Origin of the sequence: Arenicella chitinivorans, from assembly GCF_014651515.1 — a bacterium.
Taxonomy (GTDB): domain Bacteria; phylum Pseudomonadota; class Gammaproteobacteria; order Arenicellales; family Arenicellaceae; genus Arenicella; species Arenicella chitinivorans.
The window spans coordinates 94,155-112,503 of sequence record NZ_BMXA01000004.1 but is presented as its reverse complement, the minus strand read 5'-3'; the positions used below and the strand labels follow the sequence as shown (position 1 = coordinate 112,503).

Sequence of the window (18,349 nt, the reverse complement as noted above, 5' to 3'; positions counted from 1 at the left end):
CACCTGCTACCGTTTTTTTTTGCTCAGTAAGTGCTGGATTCAATGATCGCACCAGGTTTTAGGTTCTCCATAGAGAATGTTGATGAAACATCGACCAGACTTGGCACCAATCCGATTAAACGCTGATAAACTTGGTCATGGTGCGTTAAATCGCGGACAAATACCTTCAACAGGTAATCCACCGACCCCGTCATCCGGTGACATTCCACGATTTCCGGAACGGCGTTTACCGCTTGTGTAAATTGGTCTAGCCAAGCCGCACTATGTTGATCGGTTCTGAGCATGATAAATGCAGTTATGCGCAGACCAAGTTTGGCGTGATGAAGTTGTACCGTACGTTTGCCAAATATACCTGCTTGTTCCAATCGCTTGATGCGCCGCCAACAGGGGTTTACCGTAAGATTAACTTGATCGGCGATCGTTTGTATGGATTTGCTCGAATCAGATTGCATGATACTAATGATTTTTCGATCTATAGCATCAATTTCTATAATTTCTTTCATACGTAAATATATATTCTATCTAATATGAAAAGAAAAGCATGGGTTGGGAAAGATGCTGCGATTCGTCACGCGATAATCTAACAATAATCAGATTTGGACTGACCAACACTTATGCGTTTATTTTCTGAACATCCCGCAAGCGTGGGAGAAACTTATTGGACTCATTTGTTAACCGCGCTTCGATTTAGTGGCGTACTGTTCGTGGCTGGGGTTTGTTGTTTTGTGCATGCACTTTTTCCATTTTTGTTTCCAAAAACGGCAAGCCTGTTGATCTATCGTTTACATACACAAATGATAGTTCAGCGAACTTTACGGCAGAACAAAACCGGCCGGGATTGTTTGGTTGATTGAATAAGAAAACATCTTTTCTAATTAACAACGTTTGCCCATTAGCGTGAACTGGCTATAATCATTGTCATCTCAATGCTGTGTTGACAGCTCAACGTTAAAGGAAACAGGTGCGTCATGAACAAAGTTACCCAAGAGAGTGTGTTGCTAATGACGACACGGGTTCTGTCGATACCATGCAAGTAAATCTGTTTCCGGCCACCAAGTAGTCTTCTCCGTTAGGCTTGGTTTGCGCTAACCTTTAGCGTTTACGAAAATCCATCTTTACCTGCAAGGAATGGTCAGGTCAAAGCGGTCCCCGTTGTCCCCTCTAAACACACACAAAGGCCGCTGAATCTCCCTAATGTACGTGGGGAATTACAGGAATTAAAAAGTGACCAAGCATGGGTATTGGTGACTTAAGAGGTAAAAGATGAGAGTTTCTAAACACGGATTTCGTCGGCGTATCCAGTGGATTCGCACGGTCGTAAAAACCAGTCTGGCAGATCAAGAACGAGATTTCACGCGCGGTCCGATTAACACGGCTGTCATTTTGTTGGCGATACCGATGATGTTGGAGATGCTGATGGAATCAGTATTTGTCATCGTCGATATGTTTTGGGTGGCCAAGCTTGGTGCGGATGCGATTGCGGCTGTTGGTCTAACAGAAGCGGTTATCACACTGTGTTATGCCATCGCTATTGGCCTCAGTATGGCCACCACCGCCATGGTAGCGCGTCGGGTTGGAGAAAAAAATCCTGAAGCGGCTGCTGTGGTGGCCGTGCAATCCTTATGGATCGGGCTGTTAGTTTCGCTTGCCATTGGTCTTGTTGGCGCTTTGTACGCACACGAGATTCTCGTTTTAATGGGCGCTTCGTCGCAGGCTATTGACCAAGGTGCTGGATATACGAGTGTCATGTTAGGCGGGTCAATCAGCATCATCTATATCTTTCTTCTTAATGCAATCTTTCGTGGCGCGGGTGATGCCGCGATTGCGATGCGTTCACTTTGGTTGGCGAATGGCGTAAACCTAATACTGGACCCCATATTGATTTTCGGATGGGGGCCGATCCCGGCCTACGGTGTCACTGGCGCTGCAATTGCAACTACGATCGGTCGGAGTATTGGGATTGCGTATCAGCTCTACCATCTATTTGATGTGCGCGGGCGGATACGAGTACGTGCGTCCCAATTGAGATTGAATACGGACGTCGCGTTGCGACTGGCAAAGGTATCACTGGGTGGTATAGGTCAGTTTTTAATCGCGGTATCGAGTTGGATATTTATGATGCGAATCATGGCACCGTACGGGAGTGTTGCGATTGCTGGCTACACCATTGCGGTTCGTGTTATCCATTTCACATTTCTGCCCGCATGGGGGTTGGGAAACGCCGCTGCGACCCTGGTTGGACAGAACCTCGGGGCGGATAGGCCGGATCGAGCGGAACGGTCCTTGTGGCGGGCTGCCCAGTTCAATTTTGTGACCTTATTGGTGGTTGCAATCTTGCTAGTTGTGTTTGCTGAGACTGTGATTGCGGTGTTTAACCCAGATCCTGCGATTGTTTCGATTGGTGCCGAAGGCTTGCGCTTTTTCTGCTATGGCTACCCGTTGATGGCGCTTGGAATGGTGGCGTTGCAGAGCTTGAACGGTGCGGGGGACACTAAAACGCCGACGGTGATCAATTTTGTTGCTTTTTGGTTATTAGAAATCCCCTTAGCCTGGTGGTTGGCCGTCGAGGTCGATTTGGGTCCCAGCGGTGTATTCTGGTCTATTCTAATCTCGGAAACGGTGTTTGCTGCGTTGGCGGTCTGGGTGATACGGCGTGGCAACTGGAAACAGGTGATAATCTGAAGTAGACGTGTCGGGCTCTGATTCAGTATCAGAGCCCGTTATTATTAGTCACCGTTTTTGTGTTTTGTTGCTTTGGCGTAAAGAACGTCTAACAGGCCCATGGCGAAAGCGGACGTGACAAAGGTAATGTGCATGATGACATACCAGAGCAATTTGTCGTTGTCGATAGACTCTGCTGCCATAAACTTTTTGAGTAGATGGATGGATGAGATAGCGACGATGCTGGCTGCGATTTTGGCTTTTAGTGACGACGAATCCATTTTGCCAAGCCAGCTGAGTTTTTCTTCGTCGGCATCAATATCGATTTGGGACACAAAATTCTCGTATCCGCTCATCATAACCATAATGAGAAGTCCGCCAACCATAGCGATGTCAACTAAACTAAGCACAATCAATATCATATCGGCTTCAGATAACACGACGATATCGACCAATAAATGGGCTAATTCCATAAAAAATTTGATGCCCAACGCCACTATTGCCAAGCTTAAACCAAAATAAATCGGTGCCAGCACCCAACGGGACCGGTACATGAGTCGCTCAAAAAACTTTTCCATTTAGGTATCTACAATGGTGTGAAAACAATCGCTGCTAATAATAGCGCAATCTGCCGAAGTCACAATATAGGATATGGTTCGATTAGGGTGAGGTATGCGTCCATTGCATTAAATCGTACACACCTTGATCTTCAAGAAGGGTGTAACCGAGCTTTTTATACAGTCGCATTGCGGGGTTGTTCTTCTCGACGTGAATGGTAACGGGTAAGCCGTCCCGTGCAGCGATCTGCATAACATGCCTCAGGATGGCGTCACCGTAACCACGTCCTCGGTGCTTGGGTAACAAGGCGATATCAATTATGCGTATTTCATTTGGTCTTCGATCAACATACAACCGACCGATGTTACGTCCACCCTGAGTCACGATACTGAACTCAGCGTCTTTAAATTGCTCGGCATAAAACTTGGATTGCGCGTCAAACTGCATATCTAGAAATTCTTCTATTTGCTCCTTAGTCCAAGGCACCATCGCCATTTCAGCTTCACGAGTTGAAGCATATAAGATACGCAAGAACTCTCGGTCGTCCCCAGTCTCTGGACGAAACACAATGCCATGTTGTTGTAATTCTTGTTTACTCATTCAGCGTGACACCCGTGGTCGATGGCGACACCGGGTAATTTGTTGTTGTGTGTTAGCACGTGTAAATAGGTATTCAAGCTATGATAGCAAGTCACGCTGTTCTTGATGTGACTTAATGGTCTGGAATTAATTTGTGATTCATGCCAGATGTGTAGAAACTTGAATGCGCGTGGCGGAACGCGAGGTACCAAGTCGGGTTTGTTAACGATCCGGAGACTGTTTGGAATATGGCGTTGAAATGCATCGCTGAATTGGTTGTCGCCAGTTCGAGGCGAGGCAAACGTGAGCAGACGGACTTGCGTGTTGGGACGTTTTATTTTGATATCAAGTGCCAGTAGCGTGGCTAATGAGGAGCCCAAGCTATGTCCGACCAAGGTCACTTGGTTTAGATCAGGTCGATGCCGTAAATATTGCTCAATTGAAATACCGTCGGTTGTACCAAAGTCATGAACGGCGAAGGAGTGATAGATTTCTTTAAAGCCAAGCTCCACGTGACCTAAATTCGGATCGCCTGAAAAGCGACGATGTTCAAATTTAATGTCGTCTAGCCATTCTTGTGCATCACTGGTGCCCCGGACTGAAATGATGAGTGAATTGGGTGTATTAAGGGGTTCAAGCAGATGTCCGTAGAATTCACGTTTACTGGATTTGGGGTCGTCACGTCCAGACAAGTTTGCGAGTGGTCGGTACCCAGCCAGCTTGGGGGCTGCGGGGCTGGGGTTGGACTGAGCTTCGTGAAACAGGGCGTACGCAGACTCAACAAGTTGACCGAGCTGCAGAACTTCCGACAACTCAAAGCCGACGGTGGAAGTTTGCTCAAGCGAAATTGCATGATGCCCTGTGACCGCGCAGGCACTTAGCGCTAGCAGTAAACTGATTATTAGACTGAAGCGGAGTACCGGCAACGTGTAGTCGACGCTATAGGGCGGACACTGAGGTAGCACCGATGTTGGGCACCGTGATCCAATTCTTCGATTCGATGCCTTTGGCGTCCCAGATCTTTAACATCGCGCCACCTTTTTGCATATTGGGTTCTTGGCTCACTACCCAAATGGTACCGCTCCTACTTACGCTGATTGAGCTCGCCATGTCGCGTGGGGACTTTGGTTGTGGTTTGGTATTGTTGGTTCCGGCCATCACAACGCGACCTTCGTCACTGATCATCCAGTAACCTGATATCGCACGCGCGCCGAGTCCGCGCTTTCGCCAATCCTGGTCATCCACTTTGTAATAAAGCGGGCTATCGATTTTTCCGTCTGGTTTAGCGCAGACGCCCCAGAGTTGGTTGTTGATCGGGCTGTTGGAAGTGAAGGCTGCGCTGACGGAAAAAAATGGGGTTTCATCAACGTAATCTTTAAGAATCTTGCCAGTTGTATCAATGTGATGAATCTGTTGTGTTTCGCCGTCGATCACATAGGCGTTACCTTTGAAGTCACTACTGACTCTGGACACTTCAATGTCACCTTCGATGGCAATGGTCTTCCATTCAGTGCTGCCCTTAGGGAGTAATTTTAATAGATTGCCGCCGCGGTCGCGATCACCGCTATCTGTCGAGACGGCCCAAGCTCCGCCATCTGGTGTCGCGCTGACACTGAGGGCAAAGTACGGTTTCGATTTAACCGTCGACTCCCCGGTTGAGGAGACGTAATGCACCTGATAGCCAGTATCGACGATGTAGGCGTAATGAGTAGCTGCAAGCGTGTTGGTGGTGTAAATACTAAAGATTCCGCCAACTATGACGCTGGCGAGTAGGGATATTCCTTTATTCATCGTTAACCTCCCGGAGGATGAGCAAAGGTTGCGCCGTCCTGTGGGGGATTTGATGGCGCAACAGTTAAAGCATGTATCAAGCTAGTTAAAAATAATCTCCAAGCCTAATTTTCCATGCTTATTTGGAACCTGCGTTAACAGGAGTTGAAGTTGGCCCAATTTTTTATGGCTAACCGTGCACAAGTCGCCCTGAAAATGTTCATCGCCTTGAACTTCTAGCCTGACGAGCTTGGCACGGGGTCGCAAGTAAACGGGTCGTTGGTGAGCATTAGAGTCAAACGCGAGATCGGCCACTTCAACAACTTCGGCTTTCACGCGGTATCCAGATTGATTGTCTATGGTGACCAGATCACCAATTAAACTGTCGAAATCAGGGACGGGGAACTCATTACGTTGAAGGGCATCAGCGGCAGCTTTTGCGGTGGCTGCCGATGCTAAGGGGATCGCGCTTGCCAGGCCGCCTAAAGAGACACCTTGAAGTAAGGCACGTCGGTGTTTATTGATAGTCATTGTATTTCCCTCCTTATGAGCGACTTGGGTACAATCCAGCCAACGCAATGATAAAGTTCATGGCGAGGAATGGTTGCTGGTTGTTATGGGCTTGCGATCCGCCGGCGCTGGGCAGTGTCTGCTCATTCATTACGACTAAGTTTTGTGCCGCAGTGTAGGCGTTGCCATTGGCAGATCGATTAAGTGAACGTTGATCGGTCGGCGCTTGTACGCTTGCCAGGGGGATATTCCCTGCGCGCATGGTGTGGTTGTGGTTAGGAATTTGCGCTTCACTCAAAGTGACGGTGTCTGTCCCGCCGCGTTGCCCTAGTCGTCTAGAGGTAAGTCCAGGTCCATGCCCTGGGTGCATGGGAACACGGCTTTTTAGATCAGGCAAAGCGGTAGTAGATCGCCCATCGCCGCCGTAAGTTGTGCCAATCAAAGAAAACAAAGCGGTATTTTGAGAAATAGGCAGCAGTTGGCCATTGCAAAGAGCCCAACCGCGAGGTGCAAAGTTACCAGCAAAAATCCGAATTTCTGCAATAAATGGTTCTGACATACTGAATCCCTCCTTAGTTTCGGCTCGGATATATTCCGAACAGGGCGATGATGAAGTTGATACAAAGAAATGGCATGAGATTGCTATGGCTCCGACTTCCACCGACCGACGTTATTGCGCTTGATGCTAAATTTACCGTTTGACTGTCCTCTACATAGATGTCAAGCGATGGTGATTCGGCAGTCATCTTGCCCTGTGGACTATTGTCGGTTCCGGTTGTGGTTGATGCGCGCATCGGGTGCGTGTGAGGCGGTATTTGGTTGACCGTTAACGTCTCGATCTCGCTACCTAGTTTTGCACCGAGTCGGCGTGGCGATAAGCCGGGTCCAGTGCCAGCATGAATGGGTAGTCTGCCACGCATATCGGGCAAGCCGAACGTGGTTCTTCCATCGCCACCATAAATTGTTCCGAGTAAGCTAAATAAGGCATCATTCTGACTTATTGCAAGCAAATGACCGTCGCAAAAAGCCCAGCCCCGCGGCGCAAAATTTCCGGCGAACATTCGAATTTCACCTACAAATGGTTGTGACATATTCTTTCCCCTCCTTAGTTGCGACTCGGAAACAACCCTTTCAACGCAATGCAGAAATTGATTACGATACTTGGTTGCATATTATTGTGTGCCTGTCCCCCGCCAACGTTGGTTACGGAGCCGGCACGAAGTGTCGTGGTGGCCGTTGGATTGGCGTATACGTTTAACGCCTGTCCAAGAACCCGACCAGTCGGATCTACCGCACTGCCATTATTCGTAGATGCCTGGGCGTAGTGTTGATGCTGAGGTATCTCGTTGGCAGATAAGGTGTGTGTTTCTTCCCCGCTCTTGTGGCCTTCAGTAACCCCATTATCCGTATGCATGGGGACACGCCCGCGCAAGTCGGGGAGCGCGAAACTACTTCGACCATCTCCACCATAGGTCGTCCCTAACAGCGAATACAAAGATTGATTTTGATTAATCGGTAGTATTTGCCCATCGCAAAACGCCCATCCCCTGGGGGCGAAATTAAACCCCACCATACGCACTTCTGCTAAAAATGGTTCAGACATAACGTCTCCTGTGTTATCACATTTCTGTGGTTAAAAAATTAGTGCTTACTCCTCGTTCTAATTCTGTATTCCAGTAGCCGAATGGCACTGCCCGCTATGGACAGGCAGTGCCAGTGATACCATCGCCACTCGAAACAAATCCAGTCGGTGTACCGGTGTTTTGACCTTGTATGAATGCGGTCACGGCCGCGTTGTCTGTGGCACCACCAGCATAACCCGGTAAAATTAATGTGTTAGTTCCGGTGCCTTCACGAATGAAGAAGTCGGCGCCACCGCCAGCAGAAGGCGCTTGACCCGCAAAGTCATTGTTCTGGAGGTCGACACACACAGTGACAGCATCAGTGGCCGTGGCCCCTGCACTGATACCGATCAAGCCGAACCCGGTTACGTTGGTCGTGTTTCTAAACGTGTTATTTGCAGCTGATACGGCGACTGTATTATTGCCGTCACGCGCCTGTATAGTGAGTGCAAAATCACCATCGTGTTCTTGAATGGTATTGTTATTGACGATGGCCTCCAAGGTGCCAGAACCGTTGCCGGTGAGCGTGATACCAAACCCTGCTGATTCAGGGCTGCCAGCAGTCCCAATTTGATTATTGAGTATTGAACCGGTATACAAGGCTGTCGCTGTCGATGTGGCAGAGAGGTTGAGATTGATCGCGGCAGCATTTGCATTATTGATGCTGTTGTTTTGAATCAAATAGTTTAAGGTGCCGCTAAAACCACCGCCAGATGCGCCTGAACTAAGCGTGATACCCGAACCCAAAACCGTGTTGAGATTGGCGGTCATGGTGTTGCCATCGGCTGCGTTCGGTCCACCAATATTGACCGTCGCAGAAGCCGATCCATTTAGGCCAACCTGTATATGATCACCGGCGCTTTGATGAAAGCGGTTGCCAGTGACGTTCAGCGTGGTGTTCGAGCCATTATTACCGATATAGAGTAAGGCATCGTTACCGACTCCGCTGGCGGTATTATCGTCGAAATTATTTTGGGTGACGCTGATTGTTCCAAGAACGTTACCTTGATTCTCAATGCGGACATGGTCGTCAAAAGAACGATTAAACAGATTGTTGGCAAGCGTGACATTGCTCGAGGTAGACGGCGCTGTAATAAAAATCGCCGCTTCATCTGGTGCTGCCTGGTTGCCCACGTTTCGGAAATTGGTGTTCGCCACGATCAGGCCGTTCACCGCATTGGCGCGAACACCACTGCCACCAATGTTACCCAAGCCGCCAGCTGCGCCAATGTTCATTTGTCGCAGTGTTACCGGGCCAGTATTGTTTAGTGAAATCGCGTCGCCAGTCGACCCTGTGATAGAGCCGCCAGAACCATTGTTATTGGTTGCCAGAGTGCCGCCCGTTACACCGTTACCGGTGATGTTAAAGGCGCCGCTACCTGTGTTCGATAGAACGATGGCAGATCCACCGCCGGTTTGATTAACACTTTGGAACGTCACACCATTTGTGCCGATCAGCGTGTCGGTAATTGTGATTGCGCGATTGGTAACAGGTGAGGCATTACCAATTTGATTGGTACCGGTGACATTGATTACACCGCCATTAGTCGCAGTAAACGCATCATTGGCTCCGGTATTCAGTGTCATGCCGCCAGTGAAGTTGACGGTGGCGTTACCACCTATGTTGTTACTGTTGACTAAGATACCGGTGCCTGTATCGGTAATCGCGCCCGATAAAGTAATGTCAGCGCCATTTTCGTTATTGAGAATTTGGACTGAGCGGCCCGCGGTGTTGTTAATCGTGCCTGCGTAGGTGACATCGCCTGCACTGTTTGAGATGCTGAGCGCAGCGCCACCGGCGTTTTGGATAGAGCCGCCATTAATATTGATCGTGGCACCGTCGTTATTTGACAAGGCAATACCTGCCCCACCGGTACCGTTGCCGTTGATTGCAACGTTGGTAATGTCGACGGTACTACCTGCACCATTGATATTATCAATCGCAATAGCACTGGTGTTGGAGCTTGATTGGTTATTAATGGTTACCGTCCCGAAGTCGATATCTTGAGATCCATCATTGAAGCCATCAATCGCAATACCTGCACCGCCGCGATTATTAATATTTACATTCGCAAAGTTTACTGCGCCAGCCTGGTTGCTAATATCGATCGCTGACTGACCCGCGCCTGTGCCATTAATGTCAGTTAGTCCGCTGACGGTAAAGCTGCCGGTGTTGCCAGCATCTGCGGCAGCCGTTAGCTGGATACCATTGGCGGAGACATTGTCGATATCAATAGAAGTAAAGGTCGTGTTGGTGCTTGAGTTAGCAATATGAATTCCGTCGCCATTACTCGTGCCTGCGACCGTCACGTTGCCACCATTCAATGTGTTGCCAACCACTAAATTAAGAAAGATCGCATTTCCATTGGCTACCGAACCGCTCGATGTTAGGTTAGTAAACGTAACGTTATTACCCAGGGTTACGTCATTCAGATTTAAAATCTGGCCGGTAGCGGTATTAATACTATTGGTACCAGTTGTGGTTAGCGTCAGTAGTGAACCTGCAGTTCCATTGGCATCGAACCCTGTACCGCTGTTAGTGACGATGTCCAAACCATTGAAGCTAACCGTGGCCGTGTCGCCTGAGCCTAGGTCCAGATCGACGCCGCCACCAGCGGAACCGGTATTGTTGATCACTGCGTTGTTAAATGTGAAGGCACCGGTTGAATTCAGAATATTGACGCCAGCATCGTTGGAATTGGTCACCGCTAGATTATTGATTGTAACGGCGTTTGCGCCCGCACCGCCTTGTGCATCTACACCATCTAGGAACACGCCACCGGCGTTAGTCGCACTGGAACCCTGCCCATTGGCATTGGTGGAGAAAACCGAACCTAATACGATGTTGGCCAAGACCGGGTCAATGTCCAGTGCTGTGCCGTTGGTGGTGTCGACGGTACCGCCGGCAATCGCAATAGAGAAGGTACCAGTTTTGCCGCCCGCGTCACGTACATATAAGCCGGTGCCGTTGTCATTAAAGATATTCAAATTGGTAAAACTGATGTCGCCCAGAACATTGTTGAGCCGCACGCCATCGCCCTGTACGCGGTTAGCGGCGTTGATGCCAACAACTGTGTTGCCAGCCAATACCTGTTGGAAGCCTGCGGTCATGAGATCCGCATCAAAGGTGACATCAGTGATGTCGATTCCATTACCGCCAGCGCCACGGATATTATTTCCATTGAACTCGGTGATAGTAACGGTACCCGTACCAGAACCGTCGATTGAAAGACCGGCCCCGTTGCTGCCGCCGGTTAAGGTGTTGTTGTTAATTTGTAACGTTACATTGGTGGCCGGTTGGGTTGAAGACAAGGCGTTACCTGTGCCTGTGTTGGTGATGGTGTTGCCGTTAACCACTGCAGAACCGTTCATCACCACGGTATCGCCGCTGTTGGTTGTCAGGATTGCGGTGACCGAGTCCAAGCTGGAATCGCCGGTGATTTGTGATGAGGAGCCCACATTGGTTTCAAAGTTTGCTGGCGCACCGCCAGACAGACCGAAGGCACCGAGGTCGATGGTTTGACCATCGACCAGTGAAATCAGGATTTGGCCGTCGTCTAACTCCAGTGAGTTGATCAAACCACCGCTTTCATGTGGTGCGTTGGCCTGATCGATGCTGTCTTGAGTGCCATTATCATTGGTGTCGAGCAGAACAATAGCGTCCGCACCAGAGGTTTCCGCACCGGCAATGCTGCCTGCGTTGGTTTGTGACGTGCCGGTACCCAACCCAGTTGCGTCTACGTAGTACACATCTGGACCAGCCAGAGTCGAAGTATCGCCAATCAGGTTAACGTCATTAAAATCGTAGGTACCGTTGGTCGGCAGCCCCGACCCATCATGACTGATGGGTGTGGTGGCGTCGATTTCGGACTGAATACCGTCTGGACTGGTGTTGGAACCATCCCCGAAGGTAAAGGCAAGATTGGTATTGGATGAGAACAATACACCGACATTCGTGCCAGCTATGGTGGCATTTTCGCCGCCGTTGGTGTTGGTGTCGCCCAGCTGGACTACGCCGCTGCCGGATGCATCGACCACGTTGATCGCAGTCGTCCCAGTTGACGAGCTGGCGGTCACGTCAAAATCACTGGCACTTAGGTCGCCATTGATGATCGCGCCACTGATGTCCAATCCGGTCACGTTATTATCACTGATCGTGAGGTCCACATCGCCCAGGTTGATCGTCGAGGTGTTTGTGCCCTGGATGCGTATTGCGGCCACGTCCGCACCACTCGCGGTGAGCTGCGTGGTGTTGAATGTGCCGCCGCCTAAGCCGCTGAGCGCGATCCCGTTGTTGGTCGAATCGGAGGAAATGACGGAGTCCAGGTTGAAACCGCTACCACCAAAGCTCACATTGGTGAGGTCTATCGCGGCGCCGTTAACGGTGTCGACGGTGCCGCCCTGTGAGTTGAGTTCGAGGTCAGCAGGTGTGAGTGCGCTGTTATTCACCAGTAACCCTGTGCCGCCGTCGGTAAAAATATCCAGTTCACCGAAGTTAATTACCTCGAAGAAACCTGCTGTGCCTGGGAAAGTATTCACATTCGTAAGCGACAACCCAGGCCCTGAGACACGATTGCTACTTGATCCAATAACCAAATCCGGTGCCCCGAAGGTACCAACATTAAATTGTCCGAGGCTGGCATTTTCGATGAGGATGCCGCCTGCCGCCGCATCCGTCACCACGGTTGGACCACTTGCAGTTGCGGCGGCGTCGCCAACAAAACTAACCAGGGTGCGTTGCCCAGCGCCAGTGCCGGCACCCGTGATGCGTACTGCCGCGTTATTGTCGGAGCTAAACGTATTGCCGCCCCAGCGAACTTCGCTTGAGTTATTGACATCCAATGCTTCGCCGGCGACGCCGTGCGCGCGCGAGTCAAATATTTGGAGATTGGATATGTTTGAAGCAGTACTTCGATAGCCGTGGTCGCCATTTGATGAGCCGTCGGGGTTGAGGTCTACATGACGGAGGCGTACGGATAGTCCTGGTGCGCCCAAAGAATCAACCAAAATGGCATCCGAGCCAGCGGCAATGCCTTGGATAACACCGCCGTCAAACCCAGAGTTTGTAGAGCCACCGATGTTGAGATTGGCGCGATTTGCTTGGAAGAAAACGCCGTGGCCGCCAATGCTATTTTTATCAATCGACAGACTGTCAAAGCTATTCCTGAAGTTACCGCCGCGTAGATCGACCGCGTTGGCTGTACTGTTGAGCGTGTTGTCAATCAGGGTGTCACCGAAATTCAACTGCGCCTGACCGATGCCGCCTTCGAGCGTCGTATCGATTACCGAGATGGCAGAACCGGTATAATGATCAATATTGGTGTTGCCAAACGTCATAACAGGGCTAGTTGCTATACTTGTGCCGTTGGCGTTGACTTCGGCAATAGCGATGCCGTGACCATTAATAAAGTCAGCTGCACCTTGGCCAATATTCACATTGCCGAAGGTTAAGTCGATATCGGCGACATCAATATTACTGAGGCTGATGCCGTTACCGTTGACTGAACCACCAATGTTTACGTCACCAAAGGTGATGTTATTGACGATGTTGTTGATGTCGATGGCTGAAGCCGCCGCCCCGGTAATATTGGTCGTACCGGACACGGATAAGGTGCCTGCGTGATTATCGATATCGATACCGCCACCGGTCAGATCTATGCTGCCAACCGAGATATCGCCGCCACCGGTGTTGTCGATGACGATGCCGTCGTTGCCACCCAGATTAGTACCGTTAATTGAATCCAGCGCGAGGTTTGCGACAGAGCCAGCGCCAGTCACTGACAAAGCTGTGCCAGACTCGGTGGTGATTGATTCATCGGCCACATTGCTTACATTCACCGTACCACCGTTGTTGATGCGAAGACCGATGCCACTAGTGGTATCAATATTCAGGCCGCCATTTAAGCTGGTGGTGTTGGTGTTGTTGACGATACGAACTGCGTTAGCGGTAGACGTGTTGGCGGTCACTTGGCCACCAAACGTCACTGCGCCGCCGGTGTTGTTGCTGATGTTAACAGCGGAAGCGGCATTGTTTTGCGTGATGGTGCCGTTGTAATTAACGGTTGCTGAGCTATTGTTGACGTTGAACGCCACACCGCTCGGGTTCGTAATTGAACTGTTGACGCCAAATGTGAAGTTGCCTGCTGAATCGTTAACAATATTGATGCCGGCGTCACCACCATTGAAGATATTGGTACCGTTGAAGGTGTATACGCCGTCCGCATTACTGAATTGGAAGCCGGTGCCATTGGTGGTGTTAAAGCTAGAGTTTACGTCAGCAATGATTGAGCCACTGTGTCCGTTGGTGACGGTCAGTGTTGGGTCTGTGGTGTTGTTGGTAAAGGTCGTGTTTGTCAGATTGATATCGGCATTACCACCGTTCACTAACAAAGTTGTCAGGCTGGCATTTACGATGTTGTGCGTACCAGTCTGGTTAATGAAGCGTCCGTTGGCGATGTCGGCGAACGTCAGACCGCTGGTAACCGAGACAGCGCCGGTATTATTTAAGTCAAACGCCAATCCACCAACATTCTGCGTGTCGATGTCTGAGATGGTCACCGTGCCAGTGGTATTGCTGATCGCAATTCCGTCGCCTCCGACGTTAGCAATGTCCGTCGCACCTGAGGTGCCCAGAATTTGAACTTCGGTCGCTGCACCGCCGCCGATCACATGAATGCCGTTGCCGGCGGCGCCGTCGATACTACTGCCTTGTTGGAACTGAAGTGTGCCGTCAAGATTGGCGATGCGAACGCCATCTCCACCGGCATTGCTTATGTCGACATTGCTTAAGTTGATCTGACCAGAGGAGTTGGTCGATCGAACAGCGTGTGACGACGTGTTAGCGATGTTGGCGCTAGCGAGTGTGATGTTGGCATTGTTATCGTTTAGGCGGATACCAAGGTTGCCTGCGGTCGTGGCCGTTATGCTGCCCGAGGCATCAAATAAGATGTTCGAGCTGCCGTTGCCGAAGTCGGTAACATCAACCACCAGCCCGGTGCCGGTTTGGGTGACATCGCTACCCAGAAAATTAATATTACCGGAACCGCCATTAATATCCACCGTTGGCGCGGTTGCGTTGGTAGCGACACTGCCATTGATGAAGTTGACATTCCCACCGTCCAGATCCTGGATCCTGACGCCAATACCGCTCGCGTTGGTAATGTCCATATTCTGAATGGTGAAGTCGCCTGCTGAGCCGTTTACAATATCAAGCGCAGCATTGCCGCCATTGAGCGTCGAGTTGCCATTCAGCGCATAGGTGCCATCCGCGTTGTTAAATAAGATGCCGTTGCCGTTGGTGGCGTTGATGGTGCCATTGAGGGTAACGGTGCCGCCGCTGTGATCCACTACTCGTAGCGCATTAAACGCATTGCCTTGTTCAATCTGACTGTCAGCCCCGAGGGTTACTGTCGCCGTGCCGCTGTTAATATTCAGTGCGTGACCGTTGGGGTTCAGAATGTTCAGATCCGTCCAAGTGAAAGCGCCGTCTGAATCGTTGATGATGTCGACGGCCGCATTGCCACCATTCAACGTATTGTTACCACCGAAGTTGTAAGTACCATCGGCATTGTTAAACCGTAGACCAACGCCATCGGTAGCGCTGATATCGCCCATAAAGGTTAATGTGCCTGTGGCGTGATCCACAACCCGTACCGCTGCGGCGTTATTGGATTGTGTGATCGAGCTATCGGCGCCAAATGTCACATTGGCGGTACCATCATTGATGTTCAACGCGACACCAGTCGGGTGAATGATATCGGTGTCGACAAAGATAAAGTCGCCATCGGACGAATTCAGAATATCAATGCCCGCGTTGCCGCCGTTGAGCGTTGTTGCCCCGCCGAATGTGTAACTACCGTCGGCATTCTCAAATTGTAGGCCGTTGCCGTTCGTAGCGTTGATCGTGCCATTGAATACAAACGTACTGTCATCGCCAGCCGCGTTCACACCAACGGCGACGGCGGCAAGGTTCAGCGATTGATCGACTGAGCTATTTTCACCGAAGAAAATTGTGCCGGTGTTTTCGAAGATGTCGATCGCACCATCCGAAGAGCCATCTGGGTCAAGCGTGCCGTCAATGTCGGTTAAATGTGTATTGGTAAAGGCGTAGTCGCCGCTGGAATTGTTAATAAAGACCCCGTCAATACCGCTTAACTCCGTGTCTGCGGTTATGGATAAATTACCAGCGCTGCTGTGTACATAGATACCCAGGTTGGTGTCGACTAAGGCATCCGCTGCTTCACTATCGAAAACAATGTTGCTGCCCGCCAGCGTCGAGTCGAGCTCAATCATCTCAAAACCGTCTGCGCCGGTGTGGTCGATGGTGCCGGAGTAGCGGACGTCGGAATCGCCACCTTGAACTAGGAATGCGACTTCGCCACTGCCTTGCAGACTTGAGTCGGCATCGAAAACCAGTGTGCCGGAGTTGTCGGTCAGTTGAACGCCATTTTCGACGCTGCTGTTGATATCCAAATTCGTAAACGCCATGGTGGCGTCGGTGCCGAGTTCTGAAACACGAAGACCGCCTGTGCCGCTGTTGGAGATCGACGTGTTTACAAACTCGGTGCTGGAGTTAGCTCCTAAGCCGGACACAGTGATCCCAGCGTCGCCGCTATTTGCGATAGCCAGATTGGTGAAGCTCAATGCTGCATTGGTGGCGCTGCCAGTTGGGTCGTCAATATCCAACCCGTCATCGCCAACACCCGTAATATCGATATTGTTGGCAACAATCTGTGTGTCTGGAACCAGATTTTGGATGTCGATACCGTCGTCACCAGCATCTGAAATGACGATATCGCTTAACGTTATGGTGCCACCGAGTTGACCGCCATTATCACCAAGGCTGATCGCATCGCCACTGGCATTGGCAACACTGACATTGGTAATCGTGATATCTGAATGGTGTCCACCTGCCGCGGTAGAGATGCTGCCGCCATCAATGGCTAAATTGCTTACGACTACATTGTGTGAATTAATGTTTATGTCACCATTGGTGATGACTGGCGTATTGGTGCCATCGTTTGCATCCGGCAGGACAATCGTGCCTTGATCCGTCGTTATATTGGTGTCGATGCCGCCACCCTGACCAATCAACATTTGATTGTCAGTTATGTCTACCGATTCGCCATCGAAGTTACTGTCAGCATGAATCAGGATGACGTCATTGGCATCGGTTATTTGCGTGTTACTGGCGGAAGTGAGACTGGTGTTAGGGTTTTCGTACGTGCCTTGGTCCGTGCCGGTGGAATTGCTGTCGACATGGGTGAAGGTAATGGCTTGACCGTCGTTTGTGTATATCGTCTCAGAATCGTCACGTGTCACACGTTCACTGTCGCGCGACGTTACCACCACGTCAACATCCACTTCTTTGGCGACATCCACTTCAACTTTGGTCTGTCGCTTAGCGATATTCTCCTCAAACTCGGATTCGGCCGTTTTGACATTCACATCGCGCAGTACTTCTTCGCCTAATCGTTCGGACAACGGGCGGTTGCGAAAACGTTGCAGGTCATCCTTGCGGGCTAGAAACGGATTTTTACCATCGAACAAACGACTGAAGCTGAATGGCATGTTGATGCGGGCGCCGACGTAGTAGTCGGTATCGTGGAGTTCTTCGTCTTCAAATATCTCTGCATCAAAGGTCAAGTAATCGCCTGCACGTACTTCAAGCCGTCCTTTGGCACCTTTGATTTCGCTGTCGAATGGGCCCTCAAAATCATAGTAACCGCCAAAGATACGGACTTCTGGCAAGGTGTCTTTGAGGGGCAGTTTATAGCCGAGCTCCAGATCGTACCCTTCTAGCCCGCCTTCGCGCATTTCAAACAAAAGGTCGGTAAAGGTCTTGGTTGTCGTCGTGGTTGTGGTCGTGGTCTTGGTGTCGGTGGTCGTTGTTCGGTAACGGTCTCGGGTGGTTGAGCGCGTTTGATTGAGGAGGTTGTTGCCTCGATAAAAGTCACTCGATGTGGAGGAGGTTCGGCTGTTCAAGAGGCGGCGTTCTATTTCACGCATCTCTTCAATCTGTTTTTGGATTTCCACAAACTCCGAAAATGTATCAACGTCTGCTGTGGCGGCAATGATGACATCCGAACCCGGGTTGTAATAATTTGCTCGGAAGTCGATGTTGTTGGTCAGCAGCTCAAATCCTAAGCCCCATTGATCGAAACTATTGTCATATCGGGTGCGACTTCGATCAGCATAAAAATTGGCGCCGAGAATTGCACTGTCGCCAAATAATTTGCGGTATCCAATACCAAAGTTACCCTCGCTCTCGCCTTCATCCTTTAGTGCCAAGCGTGGATTTAGAAATAAGATGCTGTCTTCAGACGAGGAGATCGGTGCGAAGATGCTGAGGTAGGCCTCTGCCATGTCGCTACTGAGGCGTCCACCAACCGTGGCTGACCCATGTTCAGTTTGCCCCCAGGCCGGCGCTACTACCAAGGAGGCCGAAAGCAAGACGATACGAGATGATTTCAACGAACGACGCAGTGTAGTGAACAGAATCGGAGTGTTCATAGCGGTTTTTCCCTTAGTGACGAGTTAGTGCGACATGTTGCTGTGCAGTCAGCCTTCTTGTTTCGTGAGGTTCTAGAATGTCAATAAAGCACATTAACCCAAGTTAATGCAAATAATAGGGTTGGGGGGGCATATTG

Annotated in this window: 12 protein-coding genes; 2 read left to right on the top strand and 10 right to left on the bottom strand. The window is 50.3% G+C overall.

All coding sequences use genetic code 11. The annotated features are described in order from the left end of the window. Positions 1–23 precede the first annotated feature (23 nt). On the bottom strand, positions 24–503 hold the full coding sequence (locus IE055_RS12200) for an Lrp/AsnC family transcriptional regulator (RefSeq protein WP_229794272.1): 480 nt from the start codon (positions 501–503) through the stop codon (positions 24–26). A 111-nt stretch (positions 504–614) separates the two neighbouring features. Here IE055_RS12200 and IE055_RS18095 point away from each other — a divergent pair, with 111 nt between their 5' ends. Further along, positions 615–854: a DUF6356 family protein gene (locus IE055_RS18095; protein ID WP_373299209.1), complete on the top strand. Its 240-nt coding sequence runs from the start codon at positions 615–617 to the stop codon at positions 852–854. A gap of 409 nt (positions 855–1,263) precedes the next feature. Then, entirely contained in the window at positions 1,264–2,682 is a 1,419-nt protein-coding gene (locus IE055_RS12195; RefSeq protein WP_189401501.1) for an MATE family efflux transporter, read from the top strand. 44 nt (positions 2,683–2,726) lie between these two features. On the opposite strand, the gene IE055_RS12190 is transcribed toward IE055_RS12195, so the two are convergent. The 9 genes from IE055_RS12190 to IE055_RS12150 form a co-directional block, all read right to left on the bottom strand. Beyond that, positions 2,727–3,239, bottom strand: a complete 513-nt coding sequence (locus IE055_RS12190; protein ID WP_189401498.1) for a TIGR00645 family protein — start codon at positions 3,237–3,239, stop codon at positions 2,727–2,729. Between the two features lie 82 nt (positions 3,240–3,321). Then, positions 3,322–3,819 carry a GNAT family N-acetyltransferase gene (locus IE055_RS12185; protein ID WP_189401495.1) on the bottom strand — a complete coding sequence of 166 codons (498 nt, stop codon included), beginning with the start codon at positions 3,817–3,819 and terminating at the stop codon, positions 3,322–3,324. Then, a complete protein-coding gene (locus IE055_RS12180; RefSeq protein ID WP_189401492.1) occupies positions 3,816–4,724 on the bottom strand; it encodes a lipase family protein in 909 nt (302 codons plus the stop codon). The genes IE055_RS12185 and IE055_RS12180 overlap by 4 nt, the downstream gene beginning before the upstream one ends. A 13-nt stretch (positions 4,725–4,737) precedes the next feature. Continuing rightward, positions 4,738–5,589, bottom strand: coding sequence for a hypothetical protein (locus IE055_RS12175; RefSeq protein ID WP_189401490.1), 852 nt, complete (start codon positions 5,587–5,589; stop codon positions 4,738–4,740). A gap of 81 nt (positions 5,590–5,670) precedes the next feature. After that, entirely contained in the window at positions 5,671–6,099 is a 429-nt protein-coding gene (locus tag IE055_RS12170; RefSeq protein ID WP_189401486.1) for a hypothetical protein, read from the bottom strand. A 13-nt stretch (positions 6,100–6,112) separates the two neighbouring features. Next, positions 6,113–6,637 carry a phage tail protein gene (locus tag IE055_RS12165; RefSeq protein ID WP_189401483.1) on the bottom strand — a complete coding sequence of 175 codons (525 nt, stop codon included), beginning with the start codon at positions 6,635–6,637 and terminating at the stop codon, positions 6,113–6,115. 13 nt (positions 6,638–6,650) lie between these two features. Next, positions 6,651–7,169 (bottom strand): phage tail protein, encoded by a 519-nt coding sequence (locus IE055_RS12160; RefSeq protein WP_189401480.1) that lies wholly within the window; start codon positions 7,167–7,169, stop codon positions 6,651–6,653. A gap of 14 nt (positions 7,170–7,183) precedes the next feature. After that, the gene (locus IE055_RS12155) at positions 7,184–7,681 is read right to left on the bottom strand and encodes a phage tail protein (protein WP_189401477.1); all 498 of its coding nucleotides are present in this window, start codon (positions 7,679–7,681) and stop codon (positions 7,184–7,186) included. 94 nt (positions 7,682–7,775) lie between these two features. Further along, positions 7,776–18,212 carry a hypothetical protein gene (locus tag IE055_RS12150; RefSeq protein ID WP_189401474.1) on the bottom strand — a complete coding sequence of 3,479 codons (10,437 nt, stop codon included), beginning with the start codon at positions 18,210–18,212 and terminating at the stop codon, positions 7,776–7,778. Between the last annotated feature and the right edge of the window lie 137 nt (positions 18,213–18,349).